Source organism: Roseivirga sp. (assembly GCF_965216855.1).
Lineage (GTDB): Bacteria > Bacteroidota > Bacteroidia > Cytophagales > Cyclobacteriaceae > Roseivirga.
The window spans coordinates 4,241,647-4,256,952 of record NZ_OZ244204.1 but is presented as its reverse complement, the minus strand read 5'-3'; the positions used below and the strand labels follow the sequence as shown (position 1 = coordinate 4,256,952).

Sequence of the window (15,306 nt, the reverse complement as noted above, 5' to 3'; positions counted from 1 at the left end):
CCTGTGAAACAGAACTGTAGCCTCAACGGCTACAGTTTTTTTATGCCCTTTTGCTCTCTGAATTCTTTCGGGCTGATTCCGACAGATTTCCTGAAGGCTTTGTAAAAGCTGGATTTAGAGTTGAACCCTGCTGCATAAACGATTTCGGAAACCGTCAGGTCCTGATGCTTTTCATCCAACAGCATTTGGCTGGCCAGCTCAATGCGATATCGGTTCACCAGTTCTGAGAAGTTGACCTGAAAGCCGCTGTTAATTACATGGGAAACATCGCGAAGCGTCAGATTCAGTCTTTTGGCCAGATCAGCCAGGGTGAGTTCTGGCTCCAGATAGCCCTGTTCTTCTTCCATGAACCTGATTACTTTCTCCTTGTAGTTTGTCAGGTCATCATCGCTTAAACTTGAGCTTTTATACTTCTCCTTTTCACTGGTGCTCAAGCCTAACTCCTCCTTCGTCACGGTTTGAAAAATCAAAGGGTTTCTCAGTCCCTTGAATACTGCTGTGGTAACCATGATCAGAATCATCAATAACTGCACTTCATAAATATGGATGCTATAGATGCCATAAGAGATAAACAACTGCTGGAATACTATATCGAGCAGCATAACCGCCAGCATCAGCAGGAAGAACTGCCTGACCCAGGTACTCATGGCCTTCTGAAAGCCGGAGTTCACAGCCCTCATGGCTTCTCCATATTTGAATAAAAGACGATAGGTGAATATGAGATAAATGACCACCTGAAGCTGAACCGTAATAATGAGCCAGTTCTCCTCAATCTGATTGACCGTTAAAGCCAGGACCTGAAGTACAATGCCGGGTATAATGTGCAGTAAGTGCTTCTTCTTCAGGCTAAAGTCACTTACCACCATACTTCTGATGTAGAAGTAAATAACGGGACCATAAAGCAACCTGCTCCAGATGAGGTAGTAAGTATTCCAGCCCTTCACTCCTGCCATTTCAAAGATGACCGAACCGAACTGAATAAAGAGAATGGCCAACAGTCCGGCCAGAAAATAGCTGCTTAGGGGTTTGCTCTCCCTGTGTCCCAACAGGAAAACCAAAGCCATCAGGCATTGGAAAACAATAAGGATGACGAGCGCATTTTCGATACTTAAACTCAAAATATTCAGTCTTTTTAGTGCCGTTTCCTGAAATGACACACCTGTCAGCGGGCTGCCATATAGCTTTGGCAAAATAAGTACAATCGAAATACTATCATGCTCAAGCGCACTGTTAAAATTGCTTTAAAGGTTATTGGAGGCCTTTTGCTCCTAATCATTCTGGTGGTCTCACTGGTGCTTTACTTTACGGCCAGATACGATTCTATCGATCAGACCTTCGGTAATCACTACTCACAGGCATTGCTCAAAAACGCCCATGTCATTGATCTGGAAAACGACACTATCTATTCGAATCAGTACCTGAGCATTGAACATGGCCTTATCACTGAGATATCATCCTTTCCTCCACCGGATATAGATACCACAGAGGCCATAGATATGGAAGGTCAATACCTGATCCACGGACTGGCCGATATGCACACACATGTCTTCGACCCGGCTGACCTTATGCTCAACCTCTCCTATGGCGTAACCCATGTCCGCAATATGATGGGCTTTTCCTACCATCTCGATTGGAGACAGCAGGTAGAAGATCATAAGATCAGCGGTAGTTATATGACCACTGCGAGCCATACCTTCAACGGTCCCGGTGATGCTCCTCCACTACACATTAAAGTGGATGGTGAAGAGGAAGTGAAGGCAGCTATAGATGAGGCGATTGCCGATGGCTATGATTTCATCAAGGTATATGACAACCTGCGAAAAGAGACTTTTCTGGCTTTGGCAGAATACACCCGGTCAAAGGGTATTGGCTTTGCCGGACACCCTTCTTATTACATCAAAAATGAATCGCTGTTCACTGCTGGCTTTCAATCCATAGAGCATGTAGAGGAGCTCTTTCAGGCCATGCTCAATTACGAATTCGACTCATTGGCCGCACAGGAGTTGGTCCGTGAACTCAAGGAAAGAGAGATTCCGGTCACCATCACCATGTCGGCCTATAATCACCTGTATCGCACGATGACTGAGGGTGAGAGTTTCCTCAATACCATTCCAATGGAGCAGATCACCCCTGCTATTCAATTCCTGGGGAAGAAAAGCCTGGAAGAATGGAAGGCACCCCAGCAAAGTAGCTATGACTGGACTATGAAGAAATATGCCTTTATGGAATACCTGGTAGAATTACTGGACCAGGAAGATGTGCCTCTGCTACTAGGTACCGATACAGGACCTAACCTGACGGTTCATGGCTGGAGTGTACACAGAGAGATAGAGCTTCTGCAGGGAATGGGAATGAGTAACAAGAAGATTCTTAAATCTGCTACAGTCAATGCCGCTCCCATTTTAAACAAAGGTAATTTCAGTGGAAGCATCAGGGCCGGAGCATATGCCAACTTCCTGGTGGTAGATCAAAACCCCTTGACTAACCCTGAGACAATGGAAATGCCCATGGAAATCTATCTGGGTTCAACTCATTACAGCCGGGGAGATCTCCTGAATATGAGACAGTATGCCATTGATAATTTCTATCCCTGGTACTTCTCTGCCGGACAGTTGATCAACAGTGTGCTTTTCAAATAAAGGGGGAAGGCTTATTAAAACATAATACAAGCAACAACACCGATGACCTTAATTTCCGGTGTTGTGATTTGAGTGGGTATCGGTGCGCTTGCCGATACCTGTTTTTTTTAACTGAAAGCGTCAATAAAGGCCTGATTTCCCTGGGCTTTGGCATGGTCAAGTGGAGTCATGCCTCTGTTGTCTTTAATGGTATGGTCTGCCTTTACCTTCACCAACATGTCAATGATTTCCGGCTTACCATAGCCTGCAGCATAAGTCATGACATTAGCACCATTGTAGTTCCTGGCATAAACGGAAGCTCCCTTTTCCAGCAGATAGGCTACTATATCGGGGAAACCTTTGAATACAGCTCCCATCAACGCGGTATTGCCGGCACCGTCTACCTCATTGATTTTAGCTCCCTTGTCTATTAATATTTTCAATATATCGAGTCGATCGAAGTAAGCGGCCATAATGAGCGGTGTAAAACCACGGTCATCAGCTTCATTCACCAGGTCGGGGTGTTCGTCAATTAAGGAAGTTACTGCTTCCACCGAATTGGAACGGATAGCTTGCTGAAGGGACATAATGAGTTCACTCATAACTGACAATGGTTGGTTTTTAATGGTTTACGAATCATAAATGTCTGGTACACCTTGCCTGAAATCAAATTGATAATCTTTAAAGCTTATAGATGCTGACAATATCTAGGCTTTTTGTTCCGGTGTCCATTCACTGACTCTGGCATATGGAAATGTATCTTTCTTCTCTAACTGATAGTAGCTGTTCAATCCCGAAATACCCGCCAGGTTAAGCTGATCTAAATGAATATGGCCGGCTTGATCTACAGCATCATCATTGACAAAGAGATGTTTGATTTCACCAATGAGCATAATGGTGCCATTTCTTTTGATGGGTAATTCTTCCACCAGCTCCATGCCAAGCTTCAAGGGACTCTCTTTGACGAAAGGGGCATCAAAGTTTTCCAGATAGACAGACTCAAAACCACATTGCTCAAACTCTGACTGGTCTTGCTCAAATTTTGCAGAAGTATAATGTGCCTGCTCCCGATGCTCCACACTTACACTGTTAATGGTGTAAATACCGGTGGCTCTGATGTTCGCATAGGTATGTCGTGGTACTTCATCCACCGGCCGGGTCACCATACCAATTAGGGGCGGGTTACTTCCCAGGTGAATTACCGAAGAGAAGATGGCCAGGTTTTCGTGCCCTTCCCTGCTTTTTGTCCCGATCAGATTGGCTGGTTTTATTCCACTTACTGAATTGATCAGGTTTAGCCGATAGATTTTATCCAGTGACTGTATATCGTTTCCGCTTAGATACATGCTGCATTTTTCTAACCAACACCACCCGAGCCAAACTGTTTGAAGATGCCGGAATTATTGCGGAATAAGATGAAAGCTGAGCCGCTATAAAGTATAATCCCCTTCTACCTGCTCATGCTTACAGGCGAAGGGGATATTGAAGATGAAAAAGGACTAAATCTGGGTTATCTAGCACCTTCAACCAACTCACGTAACTGCTTCACTTCATCTTCAAGTGTTTTGATATAATGAGTCTGATCTTCTAAAGCTTCTTTGATATCCTGTTCGGTATATCTCGGGGTAATGTGTTGGGGACAGTTCCAGTCGAATGCTTCGACATGGTAAAGGATAATCCGCTCCGGTTTAGCCTTATATCCATCTGTCCATAACCACGACTCCAGTTCAGGTCTTTCACCCAGTTCAACTACCTCGGCCCTGGCATACAACTTCATGCGTGCCCTGTTGGGATAATCCATCAGAATCAGCGCTACTTTGTCGCTGTGCTTTACATTACCCAGGGTAATGAACTGACGATTTCCGGCAAAGTCGAGAAACCCGAGGGTTTTATCATCTACCACTTTTAAGAAGCCCTGAGGTCCTCCTCTATGTTGTATGTAAGGAAAATCATTTTCGCCTACACTGGCTACATAAAAACTATCTCGTAATTCGATAAATCGGGTTTCGTTGGCGGTGAGGCCATCGTAAGAACCAAACTGCTCTACCCGCTCATAACTTTTTCTGCTACCATTCTCCGTCTGCAATTGCCTGATGGAGTCGGTAAATGCCAGTTTAGCGTAATTCATGTCTACAGACTTAAAATTTCTCTGATCATCTGATTGGTAAAGCCCCACTCATTGTCATACCAGGTGAGTACTTTAACCAGGGTTCCATCGACCACTTTGGTCATAGGCAAATCAGCTATTGCTGCATAGGGGCTTTTGATGATATCGGATGACACTAATGGCTCACTGCTGACTGCAAAAACCTCCTGATATCTATCCGTGGCCGCTTCTTGTCTCAGTATTTCATTGATTTCATCCACGCTGGTTCTTCTGCTGGTTACCAGGGTAATATCTGACAATGAACCCAGTGCTACAGGTACTCTTATGGCCATACCATCGAACTTACCCTGATATTGGGGCATCGCTTTAGTAGTGGCTACGGCAGCTCCGGTAGTGGTTGGAATCAGGTTATTCATTCCTGTTCTTCCCATTCTGAAATTCTTGGCAGAAGGTGAATCTACCATGGTATTGCTGGAAGTATTGGAGTGAACGGTAGTCATAATGGCCTTCTCTACTCCTATTCTCCTTCCCAGAATTTCAATGACCGGACTGATATTATTGGTCGTACAGCTGGCGCAAGAAAAGATATTGGTTTCTCCATTGGCTGAGTTCACACCATGTACTACAGTAGGAACATCCTGACTTTTACTCGGTCCGGAAAGCACTACTGTTTTGGCTCCTGCTTTAATATGACGGGCGGCATCTTCCTGTTGGGTGAAAATACCAGTACTCTCAATGACTACATCGATATTCAGTTCAGCCCAGGGCAGGTCTTCAGGGTTTCTTTGATTATAAAAATGGATAGGCCTGCCATCGATCACCAGTTGCTGTTCCTGATGGCTCACTTCGCGTTCGAAGGTGCCGTGCATACTGTCATATTTGATGAGGTAAGCGATATTCTCAACAGAGGCGATATCGTTTACGGCTACTAGTTCAAGTTCGGGTGTATCAAGGATGACTTTGAGCGATGCGCGGCCAATACGGCCCATTCCATTGATGGCTATTCTTTTCATGTTGGTTAGAGTTTTCTTTCAGATGCCTGTATAGGCAGATCGTTGATGCTGGCATAGCGCCTTTTCATCAGTCCATTGGCATCGAATTCCCAGTTTTCATTTCCGTAAGCCCTGAACCATTCTCCAGCTTCATTCTGGTATTCGTATTCAAAGCGGACGGCAATACGGTTGTCGGTATGTGCCCAGTATTCCTTTCTGAGCTTATAGTTCTTTTCTTTCTTCCATTTCTCTGTGAGAAATGACCTGATCTCTTCACGGCCATTGACAAACTGTGAACGGTTTCTCCACTCACTGTCGACTGTATAGGCCATTGATACTCTTTCCGGATCCTGGCTGTTCCAGGCATCCTCAGCCATTTGAATTTTCTGTCTGGCAGTTTCTTCAGTAAATGGCGGTACGGGTAACTTTTTGGTTTCCATGTTGCTTTGGTTTCAGATCAGGGCCGGCATTTCTGCCGACCCCTTTCATTGATTATCAACCCAACTCACATGATAAATTCTTATGCTTCAACAGCATCCAGTTCCTGAGCCATTGGGAAGTCTACAGGAATCTGAGTAAGATTATGCAGGTAGTTCATTACTACTTTGTCTCCTACAGCGATGATCACATCTACCAGGTTACCTTTGGTATAACCTGCATTGTAGAAGTTCTCCAAAGTGCTGTCGCTTACTCTACCTCTGTTGTTGTTTACTTCAGAAGCCAATTTCACAAGAGCATCCAGTTTATCGCTGAATGAAGCATTACCAGCTCTAAGCTCAAGGATTTGCTCGTCAGTAAAACCATTCATTTTACCGATTGCAGTGTGTGCGCTCTGACAGTATACACAGCCATTGCCTTGGCTTACCGCCAGGTTAACAGCCTCTTTTTCTTTGTTTGAGAGTGAGGTTTTTCCTTGTTGGAACTGCAGATAGTTACCCAGTGCAGTTTCTGAGTGTGCCATAGCGGCATAAAGGTTAGGTACGAAGCCGACAGCTTTTTTCAGGTTATCGAAAATAGCCTGATTACTTTCGCTTACTTCTTCTCTGGTTGGTACATTAAAGGTTTCCATAATTGTTTGTTATAAATGTTTGTTACAAATACTTTAATTATATACAGACAAGTCTGTTCGTTTTAATCAAAGCTTTCAGAAGGACTCAAGCCTTCTTCAAATTTTTGATGACTCTACCGAAGACAATCGATAGTTAATTATTCATCCCCTCTGCTTAAACTCTTTTGTTATTGCGTCAAAGACAAACTACAAACAGACTAGTCTGTTCTTTTAGTTCAAAATATTAAGAATTTTCTTTAATTATTTTTTCGAACATGCCTTTAGCGGTCAGAATCGGCCATTCTGCCCTAAATAAATGACTCTCCATCAATGCTACTTCATACAATAAATAGAGATGGTTGGCTACTTCTTCGGGTCTGTTGGCTTTCAGGTTGTCGGCCACCAGTTTTTGCAGCCAGGCTTTGAAGCGCTTCTTCTGATTCTGGATTTCTGTGTTCACCAGTAAATCGTCATGCGGCATTTCGGCAATGGTGTTCAGACTCCAACAACCTCTGAAGTTTTTCTGAAAAAAGAATTCGTGGACGAAATCGATCACGGCCATCACCCTATCTGGTCCTTCGGGAACACTTTCTACTTTAGTGCTCAGGTCTTTCATCAGCTGTTGGTCCATATGACGCAGGTATTCTACGCACATCTCTTCTTTAGACCTGAAATGTTGATACATACTGGCCTTGGCCACTCCGGCCTTCTCCAGAATCTCATTGATTCCGGTTCTGTTATAGCCTTTCTGATAGAAAAGCTCAGAAGCCGTATTGATCAATCTATCGCGTACAGGTAACTTTTTCATAGCTTTAAAGACAGAGAACAGACAAGTTTGTATATATGTTCAATTTTACCAAATCTAATTGGCATTATTGCTCTATAATGAGAGGTAGGGGTCTGATCAACCTTACCTGTAGAACCGAAGACCATCGATCAGGCAATCACTTCACAGCAAATCGAATTGCAGACTGGTATTCCAATGGGTCGGTGGTGGAAGGATCATTGAGGTACTCCTCAAAAGGGTGAATCTTCTTATTATACCTGAACACTTTGGAGCGTTGTAAATTGCTCATCAATGACCAGGCATTACCTAAATGCTCGTATGGTCCGGTATGTACCACGGTATATACAGGCGTGGCTGGTACTTCTCCGGTAATGAAACCACCAGGAAGATCATCAGGGATTTTGCTCACGGGAATCGCTACAGTATACTGACATGTGCCTTTCACGAACTTCCATTGATGGTAAATAGAAATAGGATTGCCATTGACCAGATCCATCTTATCGTGCATATAAGCCCACATCTTGTCAAAGTCCTGGGACATTTCAGTACCAAGATCCGCGATCTTACATTGCTTTTTGATGCCTATGTATTGACAACCGGCATAGTTTCCTTTTTCCTGAATTTCCAGCTTGGAATGAACTTCTCCATCCTCAACATAGTCTTTCAATAAGCGCAGCCCTCTCTCATAGTCCATACCTACGAAAGCCTCCATCATTTTGGTCATAAAGAACATAAAGAAAGGCATAGAACTATCCATGGTCCAGGTGACAGTTGTTTGCTCTCCTTTAGATTTCAGGATAAATCCTACTTTGGCCTTTGACTTCCATGGCTTTAAAAATACCAGATCAAGATCTACCCGCTCATTTTCCTTTTCTGAAGTGATGGTCATATGACCGGAACCGGTTCGTTCTCCCTCCCACTCGTAGTATTTAGCATCGTCTCTTACCGTTACCTTAGTTTCAGGTTCCAGGATTAACCAGGGAGACCAGGCGGTCCAGTGGTTTAAGTCATTGATCTTTGAGAAAACTTTGTCTACCGGTGCGTTGATCTCGATAGACTTCGAAATGTTCATCTTTGCCATAGTCGAAAAAATAGTGATTGAATATAGACATTTTAGAAATCAATTGTTAACCGTCTGAACACTATTAGCAAGATTTTCATTTTGATAAACTGTTCTCATTTCGACAAGACTCTGTTCTCAGAAAAGCTCATTTCCTTCTAAAAAACGAGGTTTTCTTCCGGTGGCATACCGATTGACCATAGAGGTATCAAAATTCTAAACCATGAAAAACAAACTGAAACTATTTACGATCACACTTTTATCTGCTTTGGTTCTTTACGGTTGTAAAGCCAGTAATACTTTAAAAGGAAGTGCCATTGGTGGAGCTGCCGGTGGTGTTTTAGGCGGAGTGATTGCAGGTAAGGACAATACAGCAACAGGGGTAATTATTGGTGCAGCTATTGGTGGTACGGCCGGTGCATTAATCGGTAAAAGAATGGATAAGCAAGCCGAAGAATTGAGACGCGATCTGGAAGGTGCTGAAGTAGAGCGTGTAGGTGAAGGAATCAAAATCACCTTTGACTCAGGCCTTATGTTCGCCACCAATCAATCGACCCTGAATGTCAACACCAAGACCAATCTTCAGGATTTAGCCACTGTGCTTCAGAAATATGAAGACACTAACGTATTGATTGAAGGACATACCGATAGCACAGGAGAAGCTGCCTACAATCAGACGCTTTCAGAAAAAAGAGCCTCAGCCGTACAGGATTACCTGATTAGCCTCGGACTTGACTACCAAAGACTTAGCATTGCCGGCTATGGTGAATCGCAACCCATTGCAGACAACAGTACCGCTACCGGCAGACAGGAAAACCGTAGAGTAGAAGTGGCCATTTATGCCAACGACAAAATGAAGAGAATGGCCAAAAGAGGTGAGCTGAATTAATCCGCTCCTTCTTACCACTTAAGATGTAAGACTCTGATGACCACAGGACCTATGTTTCTGTGGTCATCGTTTTTTCCAACCACATCATTCACATATAAGAGGTTATGATCGGGGCTAAAGGCCAGGTCATTGGGAAAATGAAATGTACTTTCATCCGCATCGCCATCTTTATTCCCTGCTTCTCCGGAACCCGCCATCAGCATCTTATTGCCTTCCATGTCTATGGCCCAAATCTGATGGGCCTTTCGGGCCACAACGAATAAAATACCTCGGTAGAAAACCAGGTGTCCATTATTACTTCCCGGTAATGTAGCAAAGACACTTACATTGCCTCTTGGGTCTATTTTTATGATATCTCCATTGGCAAAATTAGCTGCATAGAGGTTCCCACCGGGGTCCATTTCCAGGCCGTTGGGGCACTTGAGTAAATCGCTCTTGGCGAAAACGGTAGAATTCATCTCCGAATCTATCTTCTGAATAGTGCCACTTCCACAATTAGCAACAAAAAGTGCCTCCGGTGCTTTGACCAGGCCTACCGGGCTGTATATTCCTTCGGAAGTGTAGTCGGTCACCGAACCATCAGCATCAATAACACTGATTTTATTTCCACTGATGTTGCTTTGATAGAAGCGTCCATCGGGGCCTATATCGCTCCCTGAGGCTCCATTGATCTGATCAGTGAATACCGAAACTTCTCCTATGGGGCTGATTTTAAAGACCTCCTTTCCTCCTGCCTGATTCAGGATTTTACCAAAGTTACTCATGTAAATATTTCCCAGCCGGTCAACTTCCATGCCTCCACTGCCTGCATCGATGGTATCAGTAAGTGTTGTGACCTTTTCAACTTTTGGGAAACGTTGTGCCATCGCTGACTGGATGACTAAGAAAAATAGTATGGTGTATTTGAGTTTCATAACACCAAAAAATTAGAGTTAATTAAGCGTTCATTGGGAAAAAGATATAAGATTTGCCCTTGTTCTATGGAAAACCAGCCTGACCCTACCCTGCTACTGAGTCTTGTAAAGCATGAAATGCCCTTTGGAAAATATAAAGGACAAAAGCTCAGCGATCTCCCTATTCACTATCTGGAATGGTTCGCCCGCGAGGGATTCCCGCAAGGCAAACTGGGTATGCAGTTACAAACGGTTTATGAAATTAAGCTCAATGGACTGGAAGATATTCTCCGTCAGCTGAAAAAGGCTATTTAACAGCAGCCAGTACCTTCTGCATCATCTCAGCTATTTTGTTAGGCTCCAACCAACGGGTAACTACCACCATATTGTTGGTCTTATCTACAATGATAAAGTTTCCTCCAAAGCCGGCCGCATAATAAATTCCTTCGTCTTCAACACCGGCCCATTTTCTCGGGCCTCTGTTCAACCACCACATATAGCCATAGCTCTCCATGGCTTCGGAAGGTTGCTGAACGGCTTGAACCCAATCTTTAGAAATTAACTGGTTACCATTCCACCGGCCTTCATTGAGGAATAGCAGGCCAAAGCGGGCATGGTCATAGGTATTGATAAAAACACCTCCGCCTGAATGTCCTCCGCCCGTTACAGATTGCATTTTAACACCATCTACATTCACCCATGCTTTGTCGCCTCCATACCACCTCCAGGTGGTTGAGGCGCCAATAGGATCCATAATTCGCTCTTTTAACACCTGTGGTAAGGGTTTTCTCCAAACCTGAAGAAGGGAATAGGCTAAAACGTTCACCCGCACATCGTTATACTCCATTTCTGTACCTACAGGAACAGGCTTGGCTAATCTCCAATCGTCAATATCTCCTCTTCGGGGAGGTCTGTCTGCCCAATCGTATAGTCCGAACAGCTGACCTGTCCAGGCTGAAGATTGATTGAGCAGGTGATGCCATTGAATGGTCTGGTTATGCGCACCATCGAAAGTACCATCCCATACATAGTCCTTCACAAGATCAGCTGTACTGGCGATCAAACCATCGTCAACCGCTAAGCCCGCCATGGTGGAGAGGTAGCTCTTGGTCACGCTAAAGGTCATATCTACTCTATCAACATCGCCCCACTGCGCAACGATGTAGCCATCCTTGATAATCAAACCGGCAGGCCCTCCTCTTTTCTTAGTCGGGCCGAGAATTTCGTGGAATGGTTCTGACCTAAAGCCTTCCAGAATAGCCACCCTTAAATCACGGGAACCTGAGTATTCGTTTTCCTCTGCAAATTTCACTGCTGCATTAAGCAGCTCCTGACTGAGTCCCAGTTCATTGGCTGACCTGGCTTCCCAGCTTCCTCTTGGAGGAAAATACTGTTGGGCCGCCGTCTGGAAACTGATCAAAACAAAGACTAAGATGGATATATACCGATTAGACATGGCTATGAGATTTTGGTGTAGATTTATGAATTATTTAGTCTAATCACAATAGCATTTTTACCGATGGAATTGCCTCATCCTTTTTATTCAGGTTTTTCCACTGCTCTTTATCTGCTGCTGATCTACCTTCTTGTCGTAGGTTTTCTTCAGCACTATCGGATGGAGTGGTTAAGACATCCTGTATTGAGGCGCTCTTTAATTCCGGTGGGTGTTATAGCTCTGACCACCGGTTTCTGGGGGCTCATTAGAAATACTCAGGAGACTTTTGATGCTATTGAAGCAGCTGGTGACATAAGCCCGTCTTTGGTAGCAGGAGCAATTTCCAGTGGTTATCCTTTGCTCCACCTGGGCTTACTTTGTCTGATTGTAAGTTTGGTTTTTTACTATTTCAATCATAAAAAAGAAAGGAGGTCATGACACCTCCTCTCACCTAATCGAAAACATGAACAACTCTGTTATTCACGTTCAGGACCCAAAAATAGCAAAGCTTTGACTTTGTCAAGTACATTTCACTTTTAATTTATTCTAGAAAGTGTAATTGAGTCCAATTCTCATTTGCCATCTCGACTCTATACCGATATGATCTATATAGGAAGAGCGTTGGCTAAGATCGAAGAAGTAAGCAGGCTCTCTTATTCCGGGGTTCACTGTAATTCCCAATGGCTGTGTACTGACTGGTAATTTTCTCACTCTCCACTCAGAATTGAGGAGGTTATGAAAGTTGATAAGGTCTATGGTCAATTCCAGCTTTTGATCATTCCAGCTGATGGCTTGTGAAGCCCTTAGGTCAAGCCCCCACTGCCAGGGCATTCTAATGCCGTTACGTTCCACATACTCTCCTCTTCTCGAGCTTAGGTAAGGATCTTTATTAATGAAGTTATTGAAGGCCACCTTCTGAGCATCGATCAATGGCACAGAACCGGCAAAACTATAGTTAGCAATTTCATCTGCAGTAGGTATATAGAGCAGGTCATTATTATTAATGCCATCACCATTAGCATCTCCTGCATAAGTGTAGTCATATCGCCCTCCACGAGTAATATCATTCAACAGACTCAAGCCAGTACTCATTTTACCATAGCTGAAGGTTTTACCAACAACGGCCAGCACTCTATGCTGATTTCCAAAAGCTGAAGGACTCAATACGGCTGCATTGGTATTGTCTACCACTGCATTGGCCGCCAGGGCGTCACTCAATATGGGTGATGACATGGAGCTGATATTCTGTGCATCGAGATAGTTATAAACTACCATCGTATATATATCATTGGTCCATTGTCTTTCTACAGACAGGTTGAAATTGACACTTCTTCCCTTGCTTTCTGATTCGAGTACATATGCATCCTGTTCAGGATTACCAAATGGATTTTCAGCCCTGTCAGTTGGCTGATAATACAGGCGGGAGTCTACACCTGCCAAAGCGGAAGACGGAGCTGCCAAACCATAGTTCCTAACTATCGGTGCATTGATATCCTGAGTGTAGGTTATACCTGCTCTGACCTGAAAGCGCTTCACTGTTAAGTTAGCTTCCAGGTGGTTTCTCCATACCTGTGGGATTCTGAAATCTGCCCCCAAAAGGGCATAATTATAATATTCTGATTGATCGACCTGATTGTTCAACCAACTACCTGGTACACGACCATTGTATATTCCGGAAAGCAAGGAAAGGTGCAGATCTGATTGATCTTCGGCCCTGTATTCCAATGCTACTCTCGGTGAGATGAGTAAAGGGGTATCGGGTAACTCGCTGTGATCAAATTGTATCGTCTGCCCATTATTATCGAAATAATTTAGCTGTGGAGCGTAACTACCTTCGAACAGGTTTTGATTAGGGTCAATGATTCCTCCCTTTCGATTGATCGCCTCCAGTATTTTATCAGCGGTATTAAAGTATGTCGGCTTTTCCACCCTGATGCCCATTGACAGGTCTAGTTTCGGGTTAATTGAAAAGTCATCCTGAATGTAAAAGGCGAACTGGCCGAATGCATTTTCTGAGCGATCCCAGCTATTGGTTACCGTTCTCTGGATATGCTCTTGCCTGGCCCTGGCTACTACCGGATCGAAGAAACCTAAGGACACAAAAAGGAAGAAGTCATTCATGCTGGTGAAGCCTGTTCCGTAGGTTCCTCCTGGATACCCCAAGTCATTCGGTTCGTAGGCATCAAAGTTGAGCGAAGCATCATAAGTATATTTTTCAAATGACAATCCCGCAGTTAATGAATGCTTACCGGCCTGATAGGCGATTTCATTATTAACCTGCAACACCTGCTGATCAATCCGATTATTGATTGAAAATGGCTCATGACCAGCTACTATGTAGTTGATGCCATTTTGCCTGATATTAATGACTGGGAATGGAGAGCTCATAGGGTCTCTTGAATCGCTGGTATGACTGTATCCTGCCTGAAGTTTATTCGTCAACCCCTCAGATAAACGGGCATCCCATTGCAACATCGCTCCATGAATTTCACTATTGGCCGTATACCCTGAGTTCTCGAACTGAAGCACTCCATTATCTGGCCCCCGATGGCCCAGCAGGTCAGAAGCAGCATTGCGTTCGGCTTCTCCGGAAAAGTAATTGTAGCTCAGCATGAGCTGATGATTTGGGTTCAGTTCCCAATCGAATCGAAGGAAGGCTTTATTACTGTTTCTCTTTCGGGTGAAACCCTCGAACCTTCCGGGGTCATAGTCATACAGGGAAATAAGTGCCGCACTTACAAAGCTGATGTCATCAAACTGTACACGCGACTCATTGGTTTCTCTTTCTGTTCCCCGTAATGCCACAAAGTTGGAGCCCGGTTCTTCACCAGACTCTGTTTCAAAGCTGGCGTAGTAAAAGAGTTTGTCTTTTATAATAGCTCCTCCAAGGTCGAACCCGCCCTGGAAGAGTGAATGGTTGGCTAAATCGATCGACTGTCCATTGACTTTATTCCCGGTCAATGATGCTCCGGAATAGTAGCTAAAAGCGGAAGCGAAAGTCTTATTATCTCCTCTTTTCGAGGTGAGTTCAATCAGTGCTCCATTGAAGCCCGATTTTGAGAGATCAATGGGGTTGGCCAGCACTTGTATACGATCGATGGCCTGCATGGAGATCATCTGGGTATTGACCTGGTCTCCGTTAATTACACCGTCAAAACCAAAAGAGTTGTTGATAACAAGGCCATTGAGCGTATACCGGTTGTAAAGCGGATTATAACCCAGAAATGAGCCCTCACTGTAATAGGGAACCAGTTTATAGAAATCTCTGAACTGCCTGTTGATGTTGGGAACAGTACTGAAGGTAGATGAATCTAGTAAATAGGCACCAACGGATACCTTTTGGGTAGTATCTGCCTGAGATGAGTTAGTGCTGTTGTTGATAATCTGCTGTTCAGTACTTTGGGCCTTTATGATCTGGCTTAAACTGAAGAGGATGAGGACAGTTAGGATTTGTTTCATGAAAATGGATAGTCTTAA

General features: G+C 44.1%; 16 protein-coding genes. 4 read left to right on the top strand and 12 right to left on the bottom strand.

All coding sequences use genetic code 11. The features are described from left to right. Positions 1 to 29: 29 nt before the first annotated feature. Entirely contained in the window at positions 30 to 1,190 is a 1,161-nt protein-coding gene (locus tag ACOOEY_RS18785; protein WP_420386265.1) for a helix-turn-helix domain-containing protein, read from the bottom strand. Between the two features lie 24 nt (positions 1,191 to 1,214). Here ACOOEY_RS18785 and ACOOEY_RS18780 point away from each other — a divergent pair, with 24 nt between their 5' ends. Continuing rightward, positions 1,215 to 2,639, top strand: a complete 1,425-nt coding sequence (locus ACOOEY_RS18780; protein ID WP_420386264.1) for an amidohydrolase family protein — start codon at positions 1,215 to 1,217, stop codon at positions 2,637 to 2,639. A 107-nt stretch (positions 2,640 to 2,746) separates the two neighbouring features. Here the strand turns inward: ACOOEY_RS18780 and ACOOEY_RS18775 are convergent, their stop codons facing one another. The 8 genes from ACOOEY_RS18775 to ACOOEY_RS18740 all read right to left on the bottom strand — a co-directional run bounded on the left by ACOOEY_RS18775 (position 2,747) and on the right by ACOOEY_RS18740 (position 8,624). Beyond that, positions 2,747 to 3,220, bottom strand: coding sequence for an ankyrin repeat domain-containing protein (locus ACOOEY_RS18775; protein ID WP_420386263.1), 474 nt, complete (start codon positions 3,218 to 3,220; stop codon positions 2,747 to 2,749). A gap of 105 nt (positions 3,221 to 3,325) precedes the next feature. After that, complete coding sequence (locus ACOOEY_RS18770; protein WP_420386262.1) at positions 3,326 to 3,964, bottom strand: flavin reductase family protein; 639 nt, start codon at positions 3,962 to 3,964, stop codon at positions 3,326 to 3,328. Positions 3,965 to 4,128: 164 nt separating this feature from the next. Continuing rightward, positions 4,129 to 4,746: a pyridoxamine 5'-phosphate oxidase family protein gene (locus ACOOEY_RS18765; RefSeq protein WP_420386261.1), complete on the bottom strand. Its 618-nt coding sequence runs from the start codon at positions 4,744 to 4,746 to the stop codon at positions 4,129 to 4,131. 2 nt (positions 4,747 to 4,748) lie between these two features. Further along, positions 4,749 to 5,738, bottom strand: a complete 990-nt coding sequence (gene gap, locus ACOOEY_RS18760; protein WP_420386260.1) for a type I glyceraldehyde-3-phosphate dehydrogenase — start codon at positions 5,736 to 5,738, stop codon at positions 4,749 to 4,751. A gap of 5 nt (positions 5,739 to 5,743) precedes the next feature. Then, a complete protein-coding gene (locus tag ACOOEY_RS18755) occupies positions 5,744 to 6,157 on the bottom strand; it encodes a DUF1348 family protein (protein WP_420386259.1) in 414 nt (137 codons plus the stop codon). Positions 6,158 to 6,237: 80 nt separating this feature from the next. Next, positions 6,238 to 6,786: a carboxymuconolactone decarboxylase family protein gene (locus tag ACOOEY_RS18750; RefSeq protein WP_420386258.1), complete on the bottom strand. Its 549-nt coding sequence runs from the start codon at positions 6,784 to 6,786 to the stop codon at positions 6,238 to 6,240. 223 nt (positions 6,787 to 7,009) lie between these two features. After that, complete coding sequence (locus ACOOEY_RS18745) at positions 7,010 to 7,573, bottom strand: TetR/AcrR family transcriptional regulator (RefSeq protein ID WP_420386257.1); 564 nt, start codon at positions 7,571 to 7,573, stop codon at positions 7,010 to 7,012. Between the two features lie 136 nt (positions 7,574 to 7,709). Then, positions 7,710 to 8,624: an SRPBCC family protein gene (locus ACOOEY_RS18740; RefSeq protein WP_420386256.1), complete on the bottom strand. Its 915-nt coding sequence runs from the start codon at positions 8,622 to 8,624 to the stop codon at positions 7,710 to 7,712. Between the two features lie 211 nt (positions 8,625 to 8,835). Between ACOOEY_RS18740 and ACOOEY_RS18735 the strand changes: the two genes are divergently transcribed. Then, complete coding sequence (locus tag ACOOEY_RS18735; RefSeq protein WP_420386255.1) at positions 8,836 to 9,501, top strand: OmpA family protein; 666 nt, start codon at positions 8,836 to 8,838, stop codon at positions 9,499 to 9,501. 11 nt (positions 9,502 to 9,512) lie between these two features. Here ACOOEY_RS18735 and ACOOEY_RS18730 read toward each other — a convergent pair whose 3' ends face one another. Further along, complete coding sequence (locus ACOOEY_RS18730; protein WP_420386254.1) at positions 9,513 to 10,415, bottom strand: SMP-30/gluconolactonase/LRE family protein; 903 nt, start codon at positions 10,413 to 10,415, stop codon at positions 9,513 to 9,515. Between the two features lie 66 nt (positions 10,416 to 10,481). On the opposite strand from ACOOEY_RS18730, the gene ACOOEY_RS18725 reads away from it, so the two are divergent. Next, complete coding sequence (locus ACOOEY_RS18725; protein WP_420386253.1) at positions 10,482 to 10,709, top strand: DUF3820 family protein; 228 nt, start codon at positions 10,482 to 10,484, stop codon at positions 10,707 to 10,709. Here the strand turns inward: ACOOEY_RS18725 and ACOOEY_RS18720 are convergent. Continuing rightward, complete coding sequence (locus ACOOEY_RS18720; protein WP_420386252.1) at positions 10,702 to 11,850, bottom strand: serine hydrolase domain-containing protein; 1,149 nt, start codon at positions 11,848 to 11,850, stop codon at positions 10,702 to 10,704. The genes ACOOEY_RS18725 and ACOOEY_RS18720 overlap by 8 nt on opposite strands. A 63-nt stretch (positions 11,851 to 11,913) precedes the next feature. On the opposite strand from ACOOEY_RS18720, the gene ACOOEY_RS18715 reads away from it, so the two are divergent. Next, positions 11,914 to 12,267 carry a hypothetical protein gene (locus ACOOEY_RS18715; protein ID WP_420386251.1) on the top strand — a complete coding sequence of 118 codons (354 nt, stop codon included), beginning with the start codon at positions 11,914 to 11,916 and terminating at the stop codon, positions 12,265 to 12,267. A gap of 108 nt (positions 12,268 to 12,375) precedes the next feature. Here the strand turns inward: ACOOEY_RS18715 and ACOOEY_RS18710 are convergent, their stop codons facing one another. Next, on the bottom strand, positions 12,376 to 15,288 hold the full coding sequence (locus ACOOEY_RS18710; protein ID WP_420386250.1) for a TonB-dependent receptor: 2,913 nt from the start codon (positions 15,286 to 15,288) through the stop codon (positions 12,376 to 12,378). Positions 15,289 to 15,306 lie beyond the last annotated feature (18 nt).